Annotated in this window: 19 protein-coding genes; 7 read left to right on the top strand and 12 right to left on the bottom strand. The window is 48.3% G+C overall.

Annotated elements, in window-relative coordinates; translation table 11 throughout:
* Window positions 1-225 precede the first annotated feature (225 nt).
* The 5 genes from HQN90_RS20675 to HQN90_RS20695 all read left to right on the top strand — a co-directional run bounded on the left by HQN90_RS20675 (window position 226) and on the right by HQN90_RS20695 (window position 9,233).
* Window positions 226-2,682 carry a dockerin type I domain-containing protein gene (locus tag HQN90_RS20675; RefSeq protein WP_173222169.1) on the top strand — a complete coding sequence of 819 codons (2,457 nt, stop codon included), beginning with the start codon at window positions 226-228 and terminating at the stop codon, window positions 2,680-2,682.
* A 36-nt stretch (window positions 2,683-2,718) separates the two neighbouring features.
* The gene (locus HQN90_RS20680; protein ID WP_173222171.1) at window positions 2,719-5,193 is read left to right on the top strand and encodes an S-layer homology domain-containing protein; all 2,475 of its coding nucleotides are present in this window, start codon (window positions 2,719-2,721) and stop codon (window positions 5,191-5,193) included.
* A 331-nt stretch (window positions 5,194-5,524) separates the two neighbouring features.
* Window positions 5,525-6,349 (top strand): Ppx/GppA phosphatase family protein, encoded by an 825-nt coding sequence (locus HQN90_RS20685; RefSeq protein ID WP_173222173.1) that lies wholly within the window; start codon window positions 5,525-5,527, stop codon window positions 6,347-6,349.
* A gap of 144 nt (window positions 6,350-6,493) precedes the next feature.
* The gene (locus HQN90_RS20690) at window positions 6,494-7,492 is read left to right on the top strand and encodes a zinc-binding dehydrogenase (protein ID WP_173222175.1); all 999 of its coding nucleotides are present in this window, start codon (window positions 6,494-6,496) and stop codon (window positions 7,490-7,492) included.
* Window positions 7,493-8,000: 508 nt separating this feature from the next.
* Window positions 8,001-9,233 carry a bacillibactin exporter BcbE gene (locus HQN90_RS20695; RefSeq protein ID WP_173222177.1) on the top strand — a complete coding sequence of 411 codons (1,233 nt, stop codon included), beginning with the start codon at window positions 8,001-8,003 and terminating at the stop codon, window positions 9,231-9,233.
* Window positions 9,234-9,286: 53 nt separating this feature from the next.
* Here HQN90_RS20695 and HQN90_RS20700 read toward each other — a convergent pair whose 3' ends face one another.
* From HQN90_RS20700 to HQN90_RS20740, 9 genes are all read right to left on the bottom strand, one after another.
* Window positions 9,287-9,988, bottom strand: a complete 702-nt coding sequence (locus HQN90_RS20700; RefSeq protein WP_173222179.1) for a response regulator — start codon at window positions 9,986-9,988, stop codon at window positions 9,287-9,289.
* Window positions 9,957-11,516, bottom strand: a complete 1,560-nt coding sequence (locus HQN90_RS20705; protein WP_246362678.1) for a DUF4118 domain-containing protein — start codon at window positions 11,514-11,516, stop codon at window positions 9,957-9,959. Before HQN90_RS20705 ends, HQN90_RS20700 begins: the two co-directional genes overlap by 32 nt.
* Window positions 11,517-11,520: 4 nt before the next feature.
* Window positions 11,521-13,821 (bottom strand): histidine kinase, encoded by a 2,301-nt coding sequence (locus HQN90_RS20710; RefSeq protein WP_173222181.1) that lies wholly within the window; start codon window positions 13,819-13,821, stop codon window positions 11,521-11,523.
* Between the two features lie 73 nt (window positions 13,822-13,894).
* Window positions 13,895-14,458 carry a potassium-transporting ATPase subunit KdpC gene (kdpC, locus tag HQN90_RS20715; protein WP_173222183.1) on the bottom strand — a complete coding sequence of 188 codons (564 nt, stop codon included), beginning with the start codon at window positions 14,456-14,458 and terminating at the stop codon, window positions 13,895-13,897.
* A 28-nt stretch (window positions 14,459-14,486) separates the two neighbouring features.
* Window positions 14,487-16,529 (bottom strand): potassium-transporting ATPase subunit KdpB, encoded by a 2,043-nt coding sequence (gene kdpB, locus HQN90_RS20720; RefSeq protein WP_173222185.1) that lies wholly within the window; start codon window positions 16,527-16,529, stop codon window positions 14,487-14,489.
* A 30-nt stretch (window positions 16,530-16,559) separates the two neighbouring features.
* Window positions 16,560-18,230 (bottom strand): potassium-transporting ATPase subunit KdpA, encoded by a 1,671-nt coding sequence (gene kdpA, locus HQN90_RS20725; protein WP_173222349.1) that lies wholly within the window; start codon window positions 18,228-18,230, stop codon window positions 16,560-16,562.
* A gap of 47 nt (window positions 18,231-18,277) precedes the next feature.
* Window positions 18,278-18,355 carry a potassium-transporting ATPase subunit F gene (locus HQN90_RS39990; RefSeq protein ID WP_079414868.1) on the bottom strand — a complete coding sequence of 26 codons (78 nt, stop codon included), beginning with the start codon at window positions 18,353-18,355 and terminating at the stop codon, window positions 18,278-18,280.
* Window positions 18,356-18,465: 110 nt separating this feature from the next.
* Window positions 18,466-18,867: a hypothetical protein gene (locus tag HQN90_RS20735; RefSeq protein ID WP_216855396.1), complete on the bottom strand. Its 402-nt coding sequence runs from the start codon at window positions 18,865-18,867 to the stop codon at window positions 18,466-18,468.
* A 177-nt stretch (window positions 18,868-19,044) separates the two neighbouring features.
* Window positions 19,045-19,512, bottom strand: a complete 468-nt coding sequence (locus HQN90_RS20740; protein ID WP_173222187.1) for a hypothetical protein — start codon at window positions 19,510-19,512, stop codon at window positions 19,045-19,047.
* 384 nt (window positions 19,513-19,896) lie between these two features.
* Between HQN90_RS20740 and HQN90_RS20745 the strand changes: the two genes are divergently transcribed.
* The gene (locus HQN90_RS20745; RefSeq protein WP_173222189.1) at window positions 19,897-20,430 is read left to right on the top strand and encodes a hypothetical protein; all 534 of its coding nucleotides are present in this window, start codon (window positions 19,897-19,899) and stop codon (window positions 20,428-20,430) included.
* Here the strand turns inward: HQN90_RS20745 and HQN90_RS20750 are convergent.
* On the bottom strand, window positions 20,423-20,686 hold the full coding sequence (locus HQN90_RS20750; RefSeq protein ID WP_246362680.1) for a transposase: 264 nt from the start codon (window positions 20,684-20,686) through the stop codon (window positions 20,423-20,425). The two genes, HQN90_RS20745 and HQN90_RS20750, sit on opposite strands and share 8 nt — an antisense overlap.
* Before the next feature lie 266 nt (window positions 20,687-20,952).
* Here HQN90_RS20750 and HQN90_RS20755 point away from each other — a divergent pair, with 266 nt between their 5' ends.
* Window positions 20,953-21,219: a spore coat protein gene (locus HQN90_RS20755; RefSeq protein WP_173222191.1), complete on the top strand. Its 267-nt coding sequence runs from the start codon at window positions 20,953-20,955 to the stop codon at window positions 21,217-21,219.
* A 28-nt stretch (window positions 21,220-21,247) separates the two neighbouring features.
* On the opposite strand, the gene hpaB is transcribed toward HQN90_RS20755, so the two are convergent.
* Window positions 21,248-22,696: a 4-hydroxyphenylacetate 3-monooxygenase, oxygenase component gene (hpaB, locus tag HQN90_RS20760; protein WP_173222193.1), complete on the bottom strand. Its 1,449-nt coding sequence runs from the start codon at window positions 22,694-22,696 to the stop codon at window positions 21,248-21,250.
* Window positions 22,697-22,813: 117 nt separating this feature from the next.
* Window positions 22,814-24,640 carry an APC family permease gene (locus tag HQN90_RS20765; RefSeq protein WP_173222195.1) on the bottom strand — a complete coding sequence of 609 codons (1,827 nt, stop codon included), beginning with the start codon at window positions 24,638-24,640 and terminating at the stop codon, window positions 22,814-22,816.
* Between the last annotated feature and the right edge of the window lie 95 nt (window positions 24,641-24,735).

A 24,735-nucleotide genomic window follows, 5' to 3' on the forward strand; every position in this document is an offset into this window, starting at 1 on the left:
AAAGAGCCCCTGGGAATCATTTTTGATGCCGGGGCTCTTTTTTGTTTATTCCTTGTTTATTGTGTATTTGTATAATGAACTCGATTATTGTCGAATGGAGATCCCCAGGACTCCGTTTTCTCTGTTTTTCGACAGCAATTTACAGCTTATGAGAGGCTTGTGAGAACGGTTTGATAGACTGTTTTTTTAGAAAGCCCATATCATGTCATGAAGGAGATTCGGATCATGCACCTTGTCCAGAAAAATAAAACTTGGAAACTAGCCGCCCAAATAGGTATGCTTACCGGGGCCTTGGCGTTGGCCATTCCGTTTGCATCCCTTTCGTTGCCGGTTCAAGCGCAGACAGTGAAAGTCAAACCTATTTTTACGAATAGCATGAGCTGGGCCCCGCGCGATGCTGCGGCGGATACGGAATCGACGTTCAACTTTAACGTATCCGATCGATTTAATGGATGTACGGGACTAAGCCTTGTATCCAGCGCCCCCGGTTCGGCAACCGGATCATTAAACGGATTCGCGGCAACGATTAAAGTGAACGCTCCGGGAACGCCAGTGTTTACGCTTAGCGGAACCGATACTCAGGGCAATCTGGTTACGGATACGTTTCAGGTGGAGATCAATAAGCTTGGCGACTTTACTGGCGATGGCGTTGTGACGACTGCGGACGCGTTATTCATCTCTCGTTACCTTAGCGGTAAAGTTTTTGTAAGCGAAGATGAGATATTGATGATGGATATCAATGGGGATGGTGTTATTACGAATGCGGACGCTGTAGCACTGACTAGTTTATATGTCGGGGGATCGGGAAGCGGTTCGGGAGTCTTGAATTATACAGCAATTTTTAGAGATATCAATGATGTACCTATTGCTCGCAGCGTTAGTCTTGACGGTCAAGCGGAAATTGGCCAACCGTTGACGGGGAACTACACTTATTTCGATGTAGAGAAAACAACGGAAGGACCGAAGAACCTGCAATGGTACATCGGCAGTAAGGCGGACGGTAGTGATAAAGTGCCGATTTCGGGGGCTGTTACTTCCACTTACACGGTCAGAGAAGCCGATGTGGGCAATTATTTGTTCTTTGGCGTTACCCCTGTCGAACTAGGTGGTCTAGCCGGGAAACAAGTCATTAGTGCCGCAAGCGCCAAGGTAGAGGATGCTTCGGTTCCGGTTGCAACATTAATGGCTCCGGTTAATGGGCAGGTCAATGTGGATCCAGGTTTGTCGGCACTCAGCATCACTTTGAGTAAGAATATAACCGCTACGGACAAACATATCCAAATTCGCAAGCTGTCTGATAACACAATCCTAGCAGACTATGCAGCGAACGATACAACTAAAATTACGATCAACGGCAATAAAATAGACATTCTTGTCACAGGACTACAGGAAAGCGCGGATTATTATGTGGAAATCGAAGCCGGTGCGTTCAAAGACGTCTGGAATCATCCTTTTGCTGGCCTGAATGGCAGCAGTGCCTGGAAATTCAGTACTTGGGACAAAACACCGCCGGAGATTGCAGTGCTCACGCCGAGCAATCATGCAGCGTCCGTCGATGCGGCACTATCATCGATTAGCGTGACTTTTGATGAAAATGTTTCTGCGATCAGCGGCAAACAGGTGATCATCCGTCAATCTGCGGATCATCTTGCACTTGCTACCTATACCGCGAGCGATACGAATTCCATAAATGTGAACGGCAAAGTGGTCACGGTTTCCCTTCCTCCGTTGGCCGAGAACACGGGCTATTATGTAGAGATCGAAGCGGGAGCCTTCACGGATGCTTCGAACAATCCGTTCGCAGGCCTCACGAGCAGCAGTGCCTGGTCATTTACAACGTCTGCAGTCACGGTAGCAGCAACGGTAACGGCTGAAACGGACCCCGTTTCGTTAACAGAAAACAATCTGGATGCGGCCCTGATCACACTCAGCGTGACTGGCGATACGTTTAAAGCTGCGGCAGATGAAGCGGATTTTCAGTTGAACAATGCGCCTCCTGGTTTAAGCATTGCCTTAGCTTACGTTGACAACGGCAAAGCTTACTTGTTACTGGAACATGATTGGCACGTCTTCTCAGGCGATATTACGAATTTTAGTGTCACCGCCAAGGCAAGTGCGCTGACGAAAGGGGTTGCCGCCACTTCGAACAGTATGACGATTACAGCGGTGCCCCAAACGTTGAATCCTTTCTTTTCGGAGTATTTGGATGGAGGAGACGGCCGAATAGCCTTAGCGATTTATTATCCAGGTAACGGACAACCTTCAGATAATGCGATTGGTTATGAAGTGGAAGTGCAGCAATATATGAAAGCTGCCAAATCGATCCGTTCGAATTCTAGATCTCTTTTCCCTATATCTCCTACAATGCCTTTTATCATGATAGACACTATCTTTTATGATGCGTTTGATCTTTTGAATATCACGTACTTCAATGACGATATACGGATGTACGACCCGAGTACGTATGTAACGACAGCTCTTCTTTTGAAAAAGAACGGTCAAGTGATTGATGTTCTGGGAACACCGAATGCAACTAGCGCTACGTCGATATTGCCAGGAGGCGGAATCCTGACTCGTAAATCAGGGACCAAAGGCGGGATGACGACTTTTGCGCTGAATCATTGGGCAAAAACAAATATGGGTCCAACGATTTTCAAAAAATTTAATACTTTCACGCCGTAGTAATTAGATTTGTAGAATGGATACGGAGGTCAATTCATGCCTGATTTAGTTAAAAATTGTCACAAAGTGATCATGTGGATATGTGCGACGCTGTTCTTGATCGGTCTCAGCCAAAGCATCCCCATTCAAGTGATGGCGGCCTCGGCAAACGTTCAGTTCTCCATCCCATCGGTTCAAGGAACGGCCGGTCAGCAGGTCGACATTCCTGTAACGGTTACTCCCGCGTATCCGGGCATTGCAGCCTACGGCTTACAGTTGGATTACGATAAGAATGTGCTGGAAGCGGTGAGCGTGACGCCATCGTATGGCAATGCTTCCGGGACGGCATGCCTAGAGGATCAGGAGGGCTGCTTCCAAGCATCCATCAATTCGGCCTCAGGATGGATTCGAATGGGATGGTTTGATATTTCTGGAGGCGACCGCCCGATTGTCGCAGCTAAACAACTATTTGTTGTTCATTTCAAGATTAAGAGCAGCATTCCCTCCGGCAGCACGCTGTTGTCAGTGGATGCTTCCAACAAGGAAAAACTTAACGCAACAGACGCTTCAGGCAACAACATGAGAGCACTTGTAACTATTGGCCAATCCGGTCTGGCCGATCTTAGAGCACTATCGATGACTACTGGCGAGTTATCTCCTGCCTTTACAGCTGGAAACAACGCCTATCGTCAAAGTGTCAGTTATGCCGTATATCAGACGAGTGTAACGGCGATGGTATATGACCCTCAAGCAGCGCTTCGAATTAATGGAGTGCCAGCAGTTAGCGGTGTGCCTTCGGCACCGATTGCACTTTCAACAGGCGACAATACAATTCCAGTGGAGGTCACAGCGGCAAACGGCTCTTACACGAACACGTACACCGTTGTTGTCAATCGTGCGCCTTCAACTAACGCACAATTAAGCAGCCTAACCACAAGTGCAGGCACGTTGTCACCCGTGTTTTCACCGATAACGACATCTTATAATGTTCATGTGGGTCAAAACGTCACTTCCCTTACCGTGAATGCTGCCGTTTATGAGCCTTCAGCCAAGCTCAGTGTTAATGATGTGAAGCTGAATAGCGGTGCGGATTCGGAGAGTATCCTGCTGAAACCAGGCAATAACGTAATTATCGTTACGGTGACAGCGCAAGACGACTTAACGAAGCAAGATTATACGGTGAATGTGTACCGTGCGCTCCCTGACCGAGATTCATCTTCGGACAACTCGCCACATTCGAATGACAGTGCTCCGACAGGTACGGAACCAACATCCAGCGATCCCGGGGTTACCATTATCGTAGACGGCGTGAAACAGGACAAACTAGCTAATGCTTCTACTGAACAAGTCGGAGATCGTACGATTACTACCGTTAAGCTGGATCAAGACAAGCTAATCGGCAAGTTGGAAAAAGAAGGAATCAAAGTTATTACCATCCCGGTATCTGGAAATAGTGAAGTGGTAGTCGGTCAATTAACAGGTCAAATGGTGAAGCTGATGGAAGCGAAGGAAGCCGTGCTCGAAATCAAAACCGACCGCGCTTCATATACGCTTCCGGCCAGTCAAATGAAAATTGATGATATTTCCTCTAAACTGGGAAGCAATATCAAGCTGCAAGACATTATTGTGAATGTGAAAATCGCTTTGCCGTCAAAAGAAACGCTTGATAGCATGCAGAAGACAGCAATAGAGAACGGCGTTCATATGGCGGCACCGCCTGTCAATTTTGAAGTCACGGCTTCGTTGGGCGACAAGTCTGTGGATGTCCAGCGTTTTAATAGCTACGTGGAGCGAATGATTATGCTTCCGGCAGGCGTGCAAGCTTCACAAATCTCGACGGGGATTGTATTGAACCCAGATGGTTCATTCTCTCATGTACCGACGAAAATTATGACAAAAGACGGTCATGACTACGCTGTTATTAACAGCTTGACGAACAGCACCTACGCCGTCGTTTATAGTCCCAAACAATTTGCCGATGTAGAGACTCATTGGAGCAAGAAGGATGTCAATGACATGGCCTCCCGACTCATTGTCCAAGGTGTAAATGAACAATCGTTCGCACCGGATCAATCGATTACACGAGCGGAATTTATATCTATTATGGTTCGATCGCTTGGCATAAAGCGGGGACTTAGCGCGGCTCTGCCCGCTGACGTTCGGAGCGAAGATTGGTATGCCGACGCGGTAGCAACGGCGCTGTCCTATCAGTTAGTAAGCGGTTATGAGGATGGCTCTTTCCGTCCTAATCAGACCATAACGCGAGCGGAAGCAGCCGTAATCTTGAATCAGGCCTCCAAGCTTGCCAAGCTTCGTCAAACCACCGTGGAAGAGGCAGCCAAGCAGCTGCAAAACTTCAATGATCATCAAGCTGTAGCAGACTGGGCTAAGCAAGCCATGGCGGGTGCAGTATCTAACGGTATTCTTCAAGGAGATCATCAAAGTCTTATGCCGCAGGAAAACGTGACCCGTGCTCAGACGGCAGCGATGATGAGAAGATTGCTTCAGCAAGCGAATTTGATTAATAATTAAGGTTGTATTTAGGGCTATCCTGCTACGTCGAAGACGTGAGGATAGTCTTTTTTTAGATGGCGTGCCCAGAGGCACGCATTAGAAGAAACCCTATCCAATACCCCAAAGATATTGAATCGAGAGCTTGTGCGTTAATTGGTTAGTCGTAGTTTATACTGCGAAAGAAATGTCGGATCTCCTAGCATTTTGACGAAACCTGTTATTGATGAAAACAAATTACATTTATTAGTAAAATATGGTTGACAGCGAAAACGATAATCCCTTATTATTGGACTTCTGGAACCACATAATGATTACCATACGACGGAATAAATGGGTGAGGTCTTATCTTATGCAACGTGATAAATTGATCTTGGATTTGGGAAGTCATAGCGCAAAAATATTCAAAAAATCCCAGGAAGGCATCAAGCAAGTTGATGTACTGACATGGGAGCTCTTAGAAAGCGACGTAAACCTGCCGGACATTGAAGGCCAATTGAAATCGTTATTAGATCATACCTATGTCGAAGGGCTTGACGAGGGCACGGTGGAAGCCATTGGTACAGAAGCTATGCGAAGATCACCGCATTTATCCGAGCATATGCAGCAAATATGCAAAAATCTGCACATTGCGTATCGCACGATCAGCCAGAAGGAAGAGGCTGAATTGCTGAGGAGAGCTGTGGCAGCTTCCGATATCCCAAGTGATCTGGATGTCATCAATGTGGGAGGCGGCAGCATTCAGATTATGACGCGAGACAGCGAAGAGCCTTACTTGATTCCATTCGGGATCTCTGATCTGAATCACCAATTCCAGCTGCTAGAACCTCCGCTTTACAGGCAGATTGCCACCTGCATCAAATGGCTTTCATGCAGGCTGCCAGCAACGTTGAAAACGTTTGCTTTTACAGGCGGGGAACGAGCTTATTTGAAGCATTTCGAAGTTGAGCTGGAGCAAGATCTCTACTGCCTAAGCAGCGATTTCAATTCACTCGCAAGACAACTGGCTGCGCTGGATCTCTCCGATTTGGAAGCCAATTCTCCCTTCGATCCCAAGTGGATGCGCGGGGCTGTCGCCTCTAATTGTATCGTGCTTGCCGGCTTGATCAAATCAGGCAGCACCAAATTCCTGCCGTCCGATCTCAATATTGCTCATGGTCTAATCAATCAATTATAGGTCCCAAGCTCAGGTTCATGTGTACCTGAGCCAAGACTTAACCTAAATTTGATGTTTGCAAAGCGTCCGCTGCACAATCTTGTATTATATAATACAGTGTGGACAATCTTTGTTATTTTACATCAGATAGGTGGGGCAATCAGAATGGGGAAAACGATGAAAGCTGCGCTGATTCAAAGCTATAGCGGGGCTTCAGGAATTGAATTCGGTGAAACAATGGTTCCTCAGATAACAAGTAACGAAGTGCTTATTCAAGTACATGCGGCCTCTATTAACCCAGCCGACTTGCTGTTTCTTCATGGGAATTACGGCATCCAAAGGGCCTTGCCCTCCGTTGGCGGCATGGAAGGCTGCGGCACTGTCATCGCAACAGGAAGCAGTCTGGCAGCCCGCATGCTCAAAGGGAAACGCGTAGCCTTCGTTTCCGAGGTTTTCGGTTCTTGGTCGGAATATACGAAAGCAAGCGCAATGACCTGCATGGTCCTGCCTGATCAGGTGTCCGACGAACAAGGCGCTGTGTTCTTCGTGAATCCCGCGAGTGCCATGGCGATGATGAAGATCACCAAGCAGCTCAAATCCAAGGCGATTGTTCAAACCGCCGGTGCCAGTGCTCTTGGGCGAATTCTAACCAAGCTCGGCAACGAACAGGGCATTCCAGTGATCAGCGTTGTGCGCAAGGATGAGCAGGAGCAGCTCCTGCAAGAACTCGGCGGACAGCATATTCTGAACAGCAGCGCGGCTTCCTTCCAAGAAGACTTGAAACGGAAGGCTCATGAGCTCGGCGCTGCGGTCTGCTTCGATGCCGTCGGCGGCGAATTGACGGGCTCCGTGCTGTCAGCCCTCCCAGATGGCTCCTCGCTCTTCCAATATGGCCTCCTTGGCGGCCACACGACAACGATCAACGCGGATGATCTGGTTTTCCGCCGGAAACGAATCAGCGGATTCTGGGCATCCGATTGGGTGAAGACCCAATCCATCTTTGAGCTTCTTGCTTTGCAGGGCGCGATGAAGAAATCCATCGGCTCTGCGATCCAGACCGAAATCAGCCAAACCTATGGCTTGCATCAAGCCGTTTATGCCATCGAGCATTATGCCGCGAGCATGACCTCAGGCAAAGTACTGCTGCTGCCTAAGGTTCATTAAGCTCCACATTCAAACAAGGGGCTGTCCCATCGGTAGATAAGGCTGATTGAGGGCAGCTTTTTTTACGCTTGGAATCACTGTAGCTAGCCCATTCTCCGCTTATAGACGCTGAGCCTCCCAGGAAGGCAGGCTCAAGCACAGTTGTAAGCTCTTTCTCCACCAACAGGCGCTGAGCCTCCCAAAAAAGCAGGCTCAGCCACAATAGCAAGCCGTTTCTCCACCAACAGGCGCTGAGCCTCCCAAAAAGGCAGGCTCTAACACATTAGCTGGCCTTTTCTCCACTTTTGGGTGCTGAGCCTTCCAAAAAAGCAGGCTCAGCCACAATAGCAAGCCGTTCTCCACCAACAGGCGCTGAGCCTCCCAAAAAGGCAGGCTCAAAGCTTCTTGCCTATACGACAACCCCTTGCTGGTCCGTCCGCCAGAAATAAATCATGGATAATATGACCTCGGTTCGGTTATTTTAATGAACGATACGAGATCATATTGCGAGGTGTAGTCAGGCTGCGTTATGGGGAAATCAAATAAGAAAGAACTATTATCAATAGCGTCCATCCCACTCATCATGACCCTCGGAAACTCCATGTTGATTCCGGTGCTTCCGGCAATAAGGAGTAAATTAGGCGTCACTTCACTTCAAGTCAGCTTGCTGATTACGGTATATTCCGCCATAGCGATCCTTTTAATCCCGATTGCCGGCTATTTATCCGACAGATTTGGTCGGAAAATCGTCATTATCCCCAGCTTAATCATTACGGGGATCGGCGGACTGCTTTCAGGATTAGCGGCATGGTGGATGGATCAACCGTATATCATCATGCTGATTGGCCGCTTCATTCAGGGGATAGGCGCGGCTGGCGCATTTCCTATTGTCATTCCCTTAGTAGGTGACATTTTCAAAAAGGAAAGTGACGTTAGCAGCGGTCTTGGCCTTGTCGAAACAGCCAATACCTTTGGCAAAGTGCTTAGCCCTATTTTGGGCTCTGCCCTGGCTATGGCGATCTGGTTTTTGCCGTTTCTGTTCATTCCGTTATTATGTTTGATCTCGATGCTGCTTGTTCTCTTTCTGGTAAAGCCTCCAGCCAAGAGCACCGAACAAGCAAATCCGGTCTCCTTTGCAGGGTACCTGTCCAACATCAAAACGATATTCAAAAACAATGGCCGCTGGCTCTATGCCATCTTCGCAATTGGCTGTGTCTGCATGCTTGTCATATTCGGTGTTTTAACTTATTTGTCCGACCTTTTGGAAGATAAAGTACACGTTGTGGGTGTAATAAAAGGATGCTTGCTGGCTATTCCGCTTGCTGCTCTCTGCTTGGCTTCTTTTGCAACGGGCAAGCTGATCGGAAGGAATCAGCGCCTCATGAAGTGGATTATTTTTGCCGGATTGATTCTATTAACGGGCAGCCTTCTTGTCTGCGGATGGGCAACCTCCACCTACGTGCTCATAACTTTAATCAGCCTTGCGGGTATTGGCATCGGCGCGGCTCTGCCTTGCCTTGATGTGATGATTACCGAGGGAATTGAGAAAGAACAACGGGGAACCATTACGTCGATATACAGCTCCATGCGGTTCATTGGCGTAGCCATTGGTCCGCCTTTGGCTTCTATTCTAGTCAAAAGCTCACCATCGCTGATGTTTTTCATAATCGCCGGACTGAGCGTAGTCGCCAGCGCCATTGCTCTCTTCGCTATTCGGCCGAAGAAAGACGAAAAGCTCCCATTAAAGGGAGCCTTGGCTTGAACACGATAGATGGCTGTCCCTGCCGTTAGGCACCTCGGGACAGCCTTTTTTACCTATAAAGGCGGCTCCTGCCACATGAATCGGTAGCCGATCCCCGGCTCCGTTAGAATTAATTGGGGTCTTGTTGGGTCTTCCTCGATTTTTTTCCGCAAATGTCCCACATATACCCTCAGGTATTGGCTGTCGGATTCATATTGATGACCGCCCCATACTTGCTTAAGCAGTTGGCGATGCGTCATAACACGTCCGGCATTGAGGGCGAGCACTTTTAACAGATCATACTCCGTGGGTGTCAGCTTCAGCTTCTCTCCCTGAAGCTCCACCATACGCTGGGATAAATCAATGACGAGCGGTCCGAGCCGAAGCACGGGTTCATCCTGTGTTTTGGCAATATGCCGCAGTGCTACCCGCATCCGAGCCATGAACTCTCCCATGCCGAAAGGCTTCGTGACATAATCATCAGCACCACGGTCCAAAGCCGCGATCTTATCCTGTTCCTGATCTTGGGCGGTGAGAATAATAATCGGCACCTGCGACCATTCACGAATATGTTGAAGGACTTCCATGCCTGTCATATCCGGCAAACCCAGATCCAGTACAATCAGGTCAGGCCGAACCATCGTTGCCTGCAGCATGCCCTCTTGGCCTGTCGCCGCTTCCGAAGCTTCAAAGCCATGTGCCGTCAAGGTAACACGCAATAATTTGCGGATTTGCGGTTCATCATCAATGATCAAAATCTTCGCTCCTGCTGTCATCCCCATCCTCCTCTCTCTCTGCGAAATGCAATGGCAAGCAGATATGAATCGCCGTTCCTTGTTCTCCATTCAGGGTCGCTGTAATATATCCATTGTGAGCTTCTACTATGCTTTTGCAAATAGCGAGCCCTAGGCCGGTGCCGGGAATATGCTTGGTTAATTGCCCGCGATAGAACTTCTCGAACACTCGCGCCAAATCGCTCGAGGCAATCCCAGTCCCCTTATCTCGGATGACTAGCTCCAGCATCGCTCCCTGCTGCTCAGCTTCGATCACGATCTCGCTGCCTTCAGGTGAATATTTGATGGCATTGCTAATGACATTGATCAGCACTTGCTCGATCAGCACTTCGTCCAGCGGAACCGAAGGAAGCTCCGCTGCCAAGCGGATGCTGACCTTGCGATGCTGGAGGGAATCCTTCAGCTGCGCAAGCGCAACGCCAACAATGTCCTCCATGCCGCACCACTGCTTGTTCAGGCGCAGCATACCGCTCTCAATGCGCACCATGCCCAGCAGGTTGCCCACCAATCTGTTCATCCGTGTGGAGCCTTCGCGAATGGTCAGCAGCAGCTCACGCCGATCTTCGGGACTGAAGACCGCCTCGCTTTCCAATAATCCGGTAACGGACCCGATGATCGTAGCAAGGGGCGTCCTTAGCTCATGCGACAGGGAGTCGAGCAGAGCCGTTCGCAGCTTTTCCGATTCGGCGGTGAGCTGAGCCACCTTGGCTTCATTCGCCAGCTTGACGCGCGAGATCGCGACGGCAACCAGATCCGAGAGCGCTTCGATGATCCGGATCAGCTCCGGCATTTCCGACATCCCGTGATCTCCGACATCCACAGCCATGACACCATGCACCTGACCATCTGTCTCTAAGGGGACGTGAAGGTCCGATGACTCTCGCAAGGATTGTGTGCCCCGCCCAGCTCGGGCATGATGCTTGTAAACCCACGCCGCGATGGACAAATGCGACTCCTCATTCGCCCACTCCAAGCCATCCCGGGAGTAGGCTTCTACCTGCTGTTCTCCTATTGAGCTTTGCAAAATAATAGCAACCTTCGCGCCCAGCGTATCGGAGACATGCTGCACGATTTGATTGAGCAAAACGTCTACATCGGAAATCGCCGTAATTTTGCGGCTAAGCGCATACAGCGCAGCTGTGCCCGCTTCCCTCTGCTGTGCTTGATGGAATTGATTCCTTAGTCTGGACGCCAAGCTTGCCGTAAGAGCTGCAACGGATAGGAAGACGAGAAATGAAATCACATAACGCAAATCAGCAACAGTTAGACTAAAAACAGGAGGAACAAATAAAAAATCGAATGAGATAACACCTATTGCCGCAGCAAAAAAAGAGGGGCCTCTCCCCCAACGTACTGCACTGAGAAGCACAGGAAATAAATAGAGAAGTGCGATATTGACCAAGCCGAGAAAAGCAAAAAACGTTTTTAAAAACAAGGTCAAAACAACAATAAAAAGACTGGTTATTACATAAGATTTCCAGCTTGCCAAGCCATTCGTTTTATTCATCATGCTATCATTTTACCTTATTTCCAGCTATTTGCCACGCCTCATAACCGGCTACAATGAGAACATCCATGTGATTCGCGAGCGGCAGAAGCTTTTTCGTTATGGCATCTTTCCATACAATAATTTGCGTCGCACCTGCGCGGCTGGCTTGCGCGGCGAAAACAGCTGGAATCTGTTTGCGATTCGTCACTTCCTGAAATGAAAACTCGCCGCCCAGCCGCATAGTGAGCTTCTCGATCACATCGAGCTTTTGCTCCCATCCCTCACCGCCGCGAGCGGCAATGACACTCACATGCCATGCTGCTTTTAAGCGATGGGCAATGCGGAAGCCGCGGCGAATTAAGCGATCGGCTTGCGGAATTTCCGTGATGCAGACGTAGATGACTTCTTTGCGTCTCCAGGGACCGCGAAGAGAGCTTTTGCGCTCCATCGATTCTAAGCGTTCATCCACATCGTCTGCAATTTCCCGCAAGGCTAATTCTCGCAAGGCGATCAAATTGCCTGTTTTGAAGAAGTTATTCAGCGCCTGCTCCACTTTGACCATCGCATAAATCTTGCCTTCTCGCATGCGAAGCTGCAAGGCTTGGGGGGCAACGTCGATCAATTGGACTTCATCCGCCGTGCGGAGAATACTGTCCGGAACCGTCTCCCGCACCCGTATTCCGGTAATTTGCTCAACGGCATCATTCAAGCTTTCCAAGTGCTGCACATTCACCGTTGCAATGACCGAAATGCCCGCTTCCAGGATGTCGAGCACATCTTCATACCGCTTCTTGTTCTTGCTCCCCGGCACATTCGAATGGGCCAATTCATCAACCAATACGACTTCAGGCCGCTGGCGAAGTATGGCTGCTGTGTCCATCTCCTCCAATTTGACCCCTTGATACATAATTTCTGCTCTCGCCAGCACAGCAAGATCACCAATCTGAGCGATGGTTTCTTTTCTTCCATGCGTTTCGAGCAAGCCGATCTTGACATCAATCCCCTTTTTGAGAAGATCATTTCCTTCCCGCAGCATGGTATAGGTTTTACCAACACCCGGGGCAGCCCCGATATACACCTTGAATCTGCCGCGCTTAATCTTCTCAATTTTTGCATCCACTTCCTGCTTGCTCAGCCGTTTGTACTTGTAAGGCTCTTTCTGCGTCTGAATATGGGCAGGCAGGATTCGCTCTCCCTCTTGAGAAGCGCGATCTGCCACCAGAAACACATCGATATTTCGGGTTCTTTTTAAAATACCGTTGATCACGGAGCCTTGCAGCAAGGTTTGCCACTTCGTCTGTCTGGAATGTCCCATTACCAGACGTGTTACTTTATGGGAGATCGCGTAATCGACCAGCGTGCGCGGAATGCCGCGGCGGCAGCGAAGCGGCAGCTCTTCGAATTTGGCGCCTACTTTCTGCACAAGCTTCATCATAGATCGGCGAAAGGTCGCTGCTTCTTTGGTGAGCGGCTTATTGAATTTACGCAAGGTAACCACGTGCAAATCGCCATTCAGCCGCTTCGCGATCTGTTGCCCTCTGCGCACATAGATGGAGCCATTCCAGTGATATTGCGTCGTTACCAGGATGCGCTCCGCTGCTCCGGAAGGCCCCAGATAGCCCATCTCTTCCCGGTGTGCTTCCAGTGAATCATTCACATCCTCGGCGACAAGGCGGAGGGCAAGCTCACGAAGCACGCCTAAATTCCCGCGTTTGAACAGGGCCGCATCCCGATTTCCTTTCAAGTGTCCTTCTTCCAGGCGATTCAGGATCGTTTCCGGCGTGGCGTCAATTAAACGCACCTCATCCGCAAGCTCCAACGTATCCGAAGGCACGCAGGGTCCCATTTCAATCCCCGTCAGCTTATGAGCGAGCTCCATCGCCTCTTCCAGCTCATACACATTTACCGTTGTAATAACACTAATATCATGAGAAAGCAGAAACTTAATATCATCCAAACGGGAGGGAAATTGGGCTTCGTTCCGATTACAATGGGCTAATCCATCTACCAGAACAACCTCGGGGTTTCTTTCGATTAGTGCATCCAGATTTAGATCTTTTTGCTCAACGCCGTCTTTGATCCAATGAATGCTCGGGACCCTTTCCAAATCTCCTAATTGCTCCACCGTTTCCGGCCTTTGCAGGGTGGATACCGCACAGATCACCACGTCGATCCCCTGCTGCTTAAGGTTATGTCCTTCCCGCAGCATATGGTAGGTCTTCCCTGATCCGCTAACGGCTCCGATATAGATCTTCAGGCTGCCGCGATGCAGTTTAGAGATCGATAACAGAATCTCTTCCGGTGTTTTTCTTTTGAAGCCCTCCAAGACAGCATCCTTCTCCCTTCTTCCTAAAAAGACATGAAACCACTCTCTAATAACGAGAGTGGTTGTCTGCTGATTACAATTTCACTTGCTTAAGCAGTTCCATATTTAATTCCGTGACATTGACTCTTGGCTCTCCGAATAGGCCCAGTTGACGCGTTTTGGTGAACCGATCCACCAAGTCATTCAGACTGCGCTCCGCAATCCCGGTTTCCTTGCTGATTCGAGGCACTTGAGCTTTGGCCCCTTCCGGCGACAAATCAGGATCGAAGCCGGAGCCAGACACCGTCACGACATCAGCGGGGATATCCGTTAGCGCTGGATTTTCCTTTTTCAAAGCATCAATCTTCTCTGCCATTGCCGCCGCATAATCGCTTGAAGCTACTGCCATATTGGAGCCTGAAGAGGCGGTTGGATCGTAATTGGCCGCAGAAGCCCTAGGATGAAACAGCTTCGGTGACTCAAAGCCTTGAGCCAGCAGTTCCGACCCGATGACGGTACCGCCAGATTCAATGAGACTTCCATTCGCCTGCTTAGAGAATAGCAGCTGAGCAACGCCTGTCGTTGCAAGTGGATAAATAAGCCCACAGACGATCATGAATACGATTGACACACGAATAGCTATAAAAACCGATTTCATAACGATATCTCCTCGTTTCTCTTTCTCTTTATACGATGTTTAATCCATGAAGGACCATATCAATGATTTTAATGCCAATGAACGGCACCACGACACCGCCAATACCGTACAACAGCACATTGCGGGACAACAATCTATTCGCCGACATCGCCCGGTATTTCACACCCTTCATCGCAATAGGAATGAGCAGCGGGATAATAATCGCATTGAAAATCAGCGCGGATAAGATAGCCGATTCCGGCGACGCCAGATTCATAATATTGAGAGATTGCAGCTGCGGCATGGCCAGAATGAACATCGCTGGAATGATAGCGAAGTACTTCGCTATATCATTGGCAATCGAGAACGTCGTTAAAGCGCCTCGTGTGATCAGCAATTGCTTGCCAATCGAAATGACGGAGAGCAGCTTGGTCGGATCGGAATCCAAGTCAATCATATTGGCCGCTTCCTTCGCAGCCATCGTGCCTGAGTTCATCGCAAGGCCAACATCGGCCTGAGCTAGCGCTGGCGCATCATTCGTTCCGTCGCCGGTCATCGCGACCAGCTTGCCTTCCTGCTGTTCTTTCTTAATCGCGGCGATTTTATCTTCCGGCTTTGCCTCGGCAATAAATTCATCTACCCCTGCTTCAAGGGCAATTGTTGCCGCTGTTAACGGATTATCTCCCGTACACATGACGGTTTTGATCCCCATGGCACGCAATTCAGCAAATCGTTCCTTTAAGCCCGGTTTCACCGTATCCTTGAGGTAAATAACACCGTAAATCCGTTCATTAACCGCAACAGCGAGCGGAGTGCCGCCAGCCTTGGCAATGCGATTCGTGATCGTCTCTAGATCAGCGGGAATCTTGCCCCCCAAAGCAGCTACGTATTTTTTGATCGCATCGACCGCACCTTTGCGAATTTGCAGACCTGTTGTCAGATTAAGTCCTGACATCCGCGTCTCGGCTGAGAATTCTACCACTTCTGCCCCTTCATAGGCACCAGCCTGCCAAGCTTCACCCAATTTATTGGCAAGCTCTACGATAGAGCGCCCTTCTGGTGTTTCATCTTTGACAGATGCTTGCAGCGCTGCAAAAGTAATATCTCTGGCTGGCACGCCACTCACGGGTACAAACTCGGAAGCCATCCGATTCCCGAAGGTAATCGTTCCTGTTTTATCAAGAATCATCGTGTCAATATCACCGGCAGCTTCAACAGCCTTGCCTGACATCGCAAGAACATTGAACTGGGTCACACGATCCATACCGGCAATACCGATAGCGGATAAAAGCCCCCCGATGGTCGTCGGAATCAGACACACGAGCAATGCGATCAGCGTAGAAATCTCCAGTTTCACATTCAAATACTGTGCCATCGGGACCATGGTCATAATGACGATTAAGAAGATAAGCGTCAACACAGCAAGCAGCGTCGTCAACGCAATTTCATTCGGCGTTTTCTGCCGTTTGGCGCCTTCGACGAGCGCAATCATGCGGTCCAAGAACGATTCGCCGGGATCGGTCGTTACTTTGACCACGATATAGTCTGAGGCGACCCGTGTCCCCCCTGTAACCGAGGAGAAGTCACCGCCAGCTTCTTTAATGACCGGAGCCGATTCGCCCGTAATGGCGGATTCATCAATAGAAGCTAAACCCTCAATAATTTCTCCATCGGAGGGGATTATTTCTCCTATTTCTATGCGAACGATATCTCCCTTACGAAGCGTCGTAGAAGATACTTCTTTATAAGAACCATCCTTCTGAACAACACGAGCCATCGTGTCAGACTTAGTCTTTCGCAGCGAATCGGCCTGTGCTTTGCCTCGTCCTTCCGCCAAAGCTTCAGCGAAATTAGCAAACAGCAAAGTGAACAGCAGAATCAGAAATACCGCGATATTATAACCCCTGCCTACTTCCGTCGAGCCAAACAAATCAGGTACAAAGGAAAGCAGGAAAGTAATAACCGTTCCTACCTCAACGACAAACATCACCGGATTTTTGATCATCACCCCAGGGTTTAATTTCTTAAAGGAATCTATGATCGCTTGATTTAAAATATCTTTTGTTAGTGTTTTTTTACGTTCCACAGCCATGCCAATCCTCCCTCTCTACTACGTCTATCTTTAACGCGCTGCCAAATGTTCAGCAATCGGACCCAAGGCCAGCGCCGGGAAGAACGTTAGAGCACCGATAACTAAAATAATCATGATTAAAATACCCATAAATAACGGTGTGTTCGTGCGCAGCGTGCCCGTTGTCACAGGAACCACCCGCTTGACAGCCAGTGAACCTGCTATAGCCAGCATGGCGATAATCGAAATGTAACGTCCTACTAACATGACAAGACCGATGCTAATCGCATAGAAGTTCGTGCCCGCACTTAGACCGCCAAATGCCGAGCCGTTGTTCGCTGCACCTGAGGTGAAAGCATACAACACTTCCGAAAGTCCGTGGAGACCTTGATTCGCTATCGATGTGACGGATTCAGGACGGGAAAGTGCCCATGCGGTTGGTGCCAAAATAATGAGCGGATGCGTCAGAATGGCGATCGCAGCTAATTTCACTTCTTTGCCTTCGATCTTTTTGCCCAGAAATTCCGGCGTTCGACCGACCATAAGTCCACATATGAACACGGATAAGATCAGATAGAGCAGCCCATTCAGCAAGCCCACCCCTTTGCCGCCAAAGACATTGTTCAGCATCATTTCTGCCATAGGAACAATGCTTCCCAGCGGTGTGAGCGATTCATGCATGGCATTTACGCTGCCTGTTGTGGCTGCCGTGGTAACTGTTGCAAAAAGAGCCGTTTCCGAGAGTCCGAATCGAACTTCCTTGCCTTCCATATTCCCGTGCACGCCCATGGCATCAACAGCAGGCACACCTTTATACTCGGCATAGAACACCGTAGCGAGCATGACCAAGAAGATGATGCCCATGGCAGCAAATACGGTCCAGCCTTGCTTTTTATTTTTGATCATTAACCCAAATGCGTATACCAGAGAGGTAGGCAGCAGCATCATACATAGAATGTGGATGAAGTTGGTTACCGGTGTTGGATTCTCAAAAGGATGCGCAGCGTTCGTACCGAACCAGCCGCCGCCATTGGTGCCGATATGCTTAATGGATTCAAAAGAAGCAACTAAGCCGCGCGTTATCGTTTGCTGAGCTCCTTCCAGCGTTGTCGCTTGAACAGCTCCCAGCAAGGTTTGCGGCACACCTTGAAAAACTAAAACTAATGCAACAATGAAGCTAAGCGGCAGAAACACCCGTATAATAGCTCTCGTCATATCCACATAAAAGTTCCCTAGATTGTCTTGACGACCAATTAATCCGCGAATAAAAGCTACCGCTACTGCGAATCCAGTTGCTGCCGACGTAAACATCGGGAACGTAATCGCCACCATCTGTGAGAGATAGGACAGAGTATTCTCACCGCTGTAGGCTTGCCAGTTCGTATTTGTAATAAAGGAAGTCGCTGTATTGAAAGCAATCGTCGGCGATACATTGCCGAGCCCATCGGGATTAAGCGGCAAATACTTCTGCAGCCGGAACACGGCATACATGAGCAGCATCATGACAAAATTGACTAGAAGCACAGCTCCTGCATACTTTTTCCATCCCATCGCTTCTTCTTCTTTCACACCCATTAGGCGATAGGTTACACGCTCAATGGGACCAAATATGCGATCAAGGCCACTTTTTTCATATCCAAAAACTTTCACCAAGTAACTCCCCACTGGCTTCACCAAAAGCATGATAATCCCCAGTGTGACGACTACTTGCAACAATCCCATACCCATAGTAGGTTCTCCCCTTGCTTACATAAGTTCATATTTGATTATTAAAATTTCTCCGGTTTCACTAAGACAAAACCCAGATACACCACGAGGGCACTGGCAAGTAATCCAATCACAATCATATGAATGCCTCCTATGCTTTCTCACAAAATTTCATAAATCCCCAAAATGCTAAAAACGGTATTGCCATCAATAGGAGTATTGTCACATCGTTGTACATAGAGCACCTCCTTCAAGTTAGAGATGATATTAGAAATTTGACATCACCATTTTTAGAGTAGATCACATAGTCCGCGCCTAGCCCTTTGTAGATCAATCTGGGATTTACGCTTTGCGTAATCACATAGATAGGTCTGGATGTCAGGCTTCGACATAATTGGATATACCTGCAGCACAGCGGCAAGCTCTCCTCGAACAGAATGACGGTTCCGATCGGATAGTCGGGAATGAGGAAGGTCTCCGGTCTCGACGTATCCACTTGCATAATTTGCTTCACTCCCTGCCCTTCTAGCTTGAGTCTTTCCATCTTGTTGTTGGATAATGCAATAAAAGGAAGGCCAGCCAGCTTCACCAGCTTCATAAAGTCCTCGCCTGCCTTGGTTGGCGCAGCTATCAGCAAAAAATCACTTTGCATGACGATCACCGCCCCCTTTCCTGAATCATTGTAACGCCGAACCGTATAAAAATGAGGTAAAGAATCGATAGCCAGCGTATAAAAAAAGCATAAAAATCAGCTTGATTCCCAGCAGCAGCGCATGAAAAAAAGCACCTCCTCGCTAAATACGCAGAGGAAGTGCTCTTTTGGGGAACCCTAGAAAGAAATATACGTTTGTGAATGGTCGAATAAATAAGTGCGGTTCCCTGGAAAGCTTCGTTCTTTTTTGCCTGCTGCCGAGTGTTCGAGCTTCTCGGATAGATCCATCAAAGCGGATTCCATGAGCTGTGTTCGAACCGTTCCCCATGCCTCTTCTTTCTGATGAATGTAAGCCAAACCATCCTCAGGCGTAAGTCCCTTGAGCTTTTGGAACACAACAGCCCATTGCACGAAATCCCCTTTCAGGCTCTCACAAGGAATGACGAATTCCCCTAAGCCATTCGTTCCGAGATTCGTTGAAATCGTCAGCAAACCGCAATGGCAGTCATTGCCATGACCGGGCTGCAGCTTATCCGATAGTTCGCAGTCAAATCGGAAACATTCAATACGGGTGATCTTGCACGCCTGAGTAAGTTTGGCGGTACATTCCTCTTTATCGAGGACAGACAGGGGTTCGGGATACATAATCGATTCACTCTCCTCTAATTTTTGAACGATAAAAAAAAGCCTAATTGCAGAGAATCTCTACCCTCAGGCTTCTTTGCAGCGCCTTGAAACAAACTGTGATGTTGTTGAGACGAATGTTACGCCTTTCAGCCATTGTTGTAAAACAGAGTGAAGTATCCTATTTTTTATTTTTTGCGGCATTTGAACGAATGGAAGCGTACCCAAATAAAAGTTGCATTGATTTTACTCCTTGCTGCTTCCGTTTACTCCCATTTTCAGCATTTTTATTTTATTTTTATAAGTTGCTCTCGTTTCTTTACCCCCTTTTTATGCCGTTCTCCTTTACGATGATTTCATGCATGTGACGGCAATACCCATAAACCAGTCAGAAGGAGATTTGCCATGGCTTCCTCTCGCCAATGTTATTTAGGAATCGTTCCCCACCTGTTGAATCCGATCCATTTGGCTTACGAATGGTTTGGCGTTGTATGGCTGGAAGAGGAGCATCAATTCCCTGTGATTATCGGCTATTGGTTCGCTAACGAAAGGACCGAAATCTTAGAGAATGCGAAACTGTCCGGCTGCAGCCACTGGATCGAAGTATGTGATCACTATATCCTCATGAATATGTATCAATCCATCCGCAAGAAACAAAGCGACGAGGATTGGAACCATCGCAGCCGCCTATCGATCCGAACGATGTTCAAATCACCTTGGAAAGAAGCCTCCCCAGGGCTATATATCATAAAATCCCGGGATACCTATCCCCTTCATGCTTCAGCTGTGCTGAAAAAGAAGTTCTTTGTATGGCTGGAACACGCGGCTGTATGTGAAACGGAAGAGGAGCTACGTGCTTTCATGGGACGAGTACATGCAGAGCACCAAGATATGGCACGAAAAAGAGGCTTTCTCAAAAAAGCAGATAAATCTACTTGAGGACATGAGCAAGGGAACGCCAACCTACCTCAAGGCTCACTTTAGCGAATCCTCTCAGCAGAAATCGCCGAAATCCTCGGTTGTTTTGCATTTCGCCAAACGCACTTTCAGGTTCAACCATACGCCTTACAGAAAGGCTGTAGGCGGAATCCGTCTCATTATAGCCTAGGTATAATGAGGCCTGCGTTCGAGTTTGCAGGGGACTTTTCGCCTGCCGGACCTCTGTCTGGCATTTTTGGCAATTGGAATTTCTCAAATCGTGAAATTCCTGCGATTATGCATCCTTTTGTTCTTGAAATAACCTAAATCTTGAAATGCCTGCGATTATGCATCTTTTTAAGGCCTTTTCTTCATTTCCGGATAAAAAAGCTTAAAAAGCCTGCATTTTCGCAGGCTTTCTCCATGTCCCACCCGTTTTCGATGAAAAAACCTGCACTTTCGCAGGCTTTCAGAATCAGCGACAAAGTACCTCACTTCAATGAAGAACCCAGGGCCAAGTAAAGTGGGGGCTATCCAGGTTATTTGGGTCATTTGAGTTATTTGGGCTACTTGGGTTACTTGGGCTTCTTGAGCTACTTGGGCTACTTAGGCTACTTGAGCTACTTGAACTACTTGGGCTACTTAGGCTACTTGAGCTACTTGAACTACTTGGGCTACTTGGGCTACTCGGGCTACTTAGGCTACTTGAGCTACTTGAACTACTTGGGCTACTTGGGCTACTCGGGCTACTTAGGCTACCCCGGCTACCCGGGCTATTCCCCCTTAGGGGGCTATTCTCTCGGCACTTAGACCATCAACGCCAGCTCTCCGTGTTGGCTTACGACAGAAAATCTTGCACCCGCTGCTTATACGTTTCTCTGCCTTGGTAGCCATGATACAAGCGGCTGTTCACGATGAGCGAATTCCCAAAGAAGAATCGCTCGTAAACCGTCTGTCTGCCGCCAAATGCGCTGACGCTCAGCTCCCACGCCAGCCTGGATAATTGCACATTCTCTTTGGCATCCAGGCCAATGCCTTTCAAGTACCGATCCAATTGACCCTGGATTTCGCTTTCAAAATCTTTCTCATCCGGGATCATGATAAGCCCACTTGAGCCAATTAACTGAATGATTTCAATCATACGGGGATATATTTTCGGAAAATAAGCATTAGCGGCCAGTAGCGGCTTCCGATTGGGAAGCATACTGCCCCACCGGTCAAGAGCCGCGCCCTTCTCGGCGGCAAGCTGCAGAGCCTTGAGCGTTTCCAAGGCGATGATAACCTCCGTCACCTTTTCGATCACATGCTCATATCTCTGCAGTCCGGCGGCTTCGACCAAGGATTCAATGGTTCCGAGCAGAAACTCCGTTTTGGCAATGTTTTTGCACATAATCTGTGTGCTGGCATGAGTAAAGAAGCGGCTTTCGTCGAAGAATCGGTACGCCATTTCCTCATTTCCGCATATAAAGACCCGATCCCACGGGACAAGCGCATCATCGAAGATGACAAGCGTATCCATCTCCTCAAAGCGGGAGCTTAGCGGATAATTAAACGTAGATTCTCCGCCTACGAAGCTTTCCCGGCAGATGAACCGGACCTTAGGCAGGTTGCTCGGCACAGCAAATGCAAATACAAGCGGATTCTCCTCATCGCCCTCACAGGGAAGTGGTGTTGGATACACAAGAATTTCGTCCGAGGTAGCCCCTTGCGTATCTAATAGAAAAGCTCCGCGGATCACGATGCCATCCTTATTCTTTTCCATGACACGAGCGGCAGACGACTCTTCAAAAAACTTCATAAAGCTCGGCCATCTGCTTGCCTTAGGTTGGATAAACACATGCGAAAGTGTGATGTCATTTTCACGACAATAGGTATAGTACTGTCTCAAATTCGAAGCATATTGCGGGTTTTCCTCTTCAAGATAACCTGCCGCGGAAGCGAACGCCATTAGGGATGTATTCATATAATCGGGGGCGCGGCCCAGGAAGCCGTGATGCGCATTCGCCCATATCTGCATCATCTCTCTCCTTGCAGCAAGATCCTTCTTCGTCTTGGGCTGCAAGAAGGATAGCCCCACTGGATCTCCTGTCAGCGGCGAAGCATATGTCATTTTGGCTTTCAATTTATCTTCCAGCTGCATATCATACATGGCTGACTGAGTCGCCATAAGCCCCTTGAACGCTTTATGCTCCGATATCTCCCCCTTCACCTGCTCACCCGCTAACCAGATTTCAGGCATATTCTTATTTATTCGTTCAATATACTGACCTCCGTTTTTCACTGGCATTGTACATTCGCCTCCTTGATTCACTGTGTTACTGTATTCAAATCAAGGCTGCTTTGCATGAACGAATGCCTAAGCGGAAGTTAACTTATGGAAGGAATTGGTCGATGTCCGTTCCAGCTATTTTTTCAAATGGTAAGGAACGGTCGTTACGACTAGATTCCGTCGATACAGCAGGAAAGCGCGAATCAGCAAGCTGGACTGGTTATGGAGGATATTGTGCCAGCTTTTCTTGGGAATAAACTGCGGAATCAAGACGGTTACCCGGAAATTCGACTCATTCGCTTTATGTTCAACGGTGTCTATGAATTTCGTCAAGGGATGAATAATGCTGCGATAATGGGAATGCAGCGTGACTAATCGGACATCCGGCTGCCAAGTCTGCCATTTCTCTTCGAATTGCTTCTCCGCATCCCGATCAAAAGCAACATAGACGGCAATAATCTGATCCGGTGAGAGCGACTTTGCATAATTCAGGGAATTCTCCACAACATGCGTAATCCCCGCAACAGGCACGATCATGATATTGCCTTCGATCGGAATCGTCGGTTCACAGGTAGTGATACGGAGTTGTTCGCCGACAGCCTCATAGTGTTTTTTGATTTGATGAAAGATGAACACAATCAAGGGCAGGAAGATTAAAACCGTCCACACTTGACCGAATTTAGTTAAAAAGAAAATCATCATAACCGTAAAGCTGATCAAGGCTCCGACCAAATTAATCGTTAATTTCAGCACCCAGCCTTTGGGTTTCTCACGTATCCACTTGACCAGCATCCCCGTTTGAGCCAGCGTAAAGGGAATGAATACCCCAACAGCGTACAGCGGGATCAAATGTTCTGTTTTCCCTTTGAAGGCGATGATGAGCAGGATGGACGCTACCGCCAGAAAAATGATCCCATTGGAATAACCTAAGCGGTCTCCTCGAATCGTAAACATTCTTGCGATGAATTTATCTTTGGCCAAATTAACAGCCAGCAGCGGAAATGCCGAATAGCCCGTATTCGCGGCGAGCACGAGGATCATGGCTGTGGTCCCCTGGATGAAATAATACATCACATTACGTCCAAACGTCTGAGAAGCTATCTGAGAGACAACCGTTTCCTGCGCTTTTGGGGCAATGCCGTAATAATAAGCCAGATAGACGATTCCCGAGAATAAAATCGCCAGCAAGAGCCCCATCGCTATTAGCGTTTTGGAGGCATTATTCGGACCAGGATCCTTAAAGTTGGGAATTGCATTGGAAATCGCTTCGACACCGGTTAAGGCGGAACTCCCTGAGGCAAACGCTTTTAGCAGCAAAAATAAGGAAATACCGGCAACAGGAGTACCCAAAGAGGCATGTAGTTCCGGTGACACAGTTCCCGTTAAGATGTGGTATAAGCCTACGATAATTAAGATGATCAAAGCCAGAATAAACAAGTATACCGGATAAGCCAGTATGGAAGCTGATTCTGTAATCCCCCGCAAATTCAAGATCGTTATGAATATGACGAGGATAACCGCAATCTCCACATTGTAAGGATGCAAGTGCGGGAAGGCTGAGGTTATGGCATCCGTCCCCGCGGAAATACTGACCGCAACGGTTAAAATATAATCGACTAATAAGGAGCCTCCGGCAATCAATCCTGCGTTCACACCGAGATTTTCCTTCGATACGACATACGCCCCGCCGCCATGCGGATAGGCGAAAATAATTTGACGATAGGACAGGATAAGCGCCAGCAGAAGAATAAGCACGCCAACAGCAATCGGAATCGTATACCAGAAGGCTACTGCGCTCACGGTAATCAAAACAATGAGTATTTGTTCGGGTCCATAGGCAACTGAAGATAAAGCGTCTGACGACAGGATGGCTAAAGCCTTCGTTTTATTCAGCTTTTGCTCCCCTAATTCGTTAGATTTTAAAGGCTGACCGATTAAAAACCTCTTTAGTGCATACCACATAACAACACCGCCATCCTTAATAAGATCACCTTAATAATACCCCAATTATGAGAAAAGGAACCAAAAATTAATGACCTTAGAATTATCCCCTTACA

It is taken from the genome of Paenibacillus alba (assembly GCF_013204855.1).
In the GTDB taxonomy this organism is placed as follows: domain Bacteria; phylum Bacillota; class Bacilli; order Paenibacillales; family NBRC-103111; genus Paenibacillus_E; species Paenibacillus_E alba.